The 256-nt window shown below is 54.7% G+C and carries 1 rRNA gene; it reads right to left on the bottom strand.

Features of this window, described 5'->3' with window-relative positions:
* Nucleotides 1–256, bottom strand: a 23S ribosomal RNA gene (locus F3J31_RS23265); the annotation flags it as partial.

Genomic DNA, 256 nt, shown 5'->3' on the forward strand with positions numbered 1-256 from the left:
TCGCCTTTCCCTCACGGTACTGGTTCACTATCGGTCAGTCAGGAGTATTTAGCCTTGGAGGATGGTCCCCCCATATTCAGACAGGATACCACGTGTCCCGCCCTACTCTTCGAGTTCACAACCTGTGCATTTTCGTGTACGGGACTGTCACCCTGTACCGTGCGACTTTCCAGACGCTTCCACTAACACACAAGCTGATTCAGACTCTGGGCTGCTCCCCGTTCGCTCGCCGCTACTGGGGGAATCTCGGTTGATT

Origin of the sequence: Enterobacter sp. Acro-832, assembly GCF_011752745.1 — a bacterium.
Lineage (GTDB): Bacteria > Pseudomonadota > Gammaproteobacteria > Enterobacterales > Enterobacteriaceae > Enterobacter > Enterobacter quasiroggenkampii.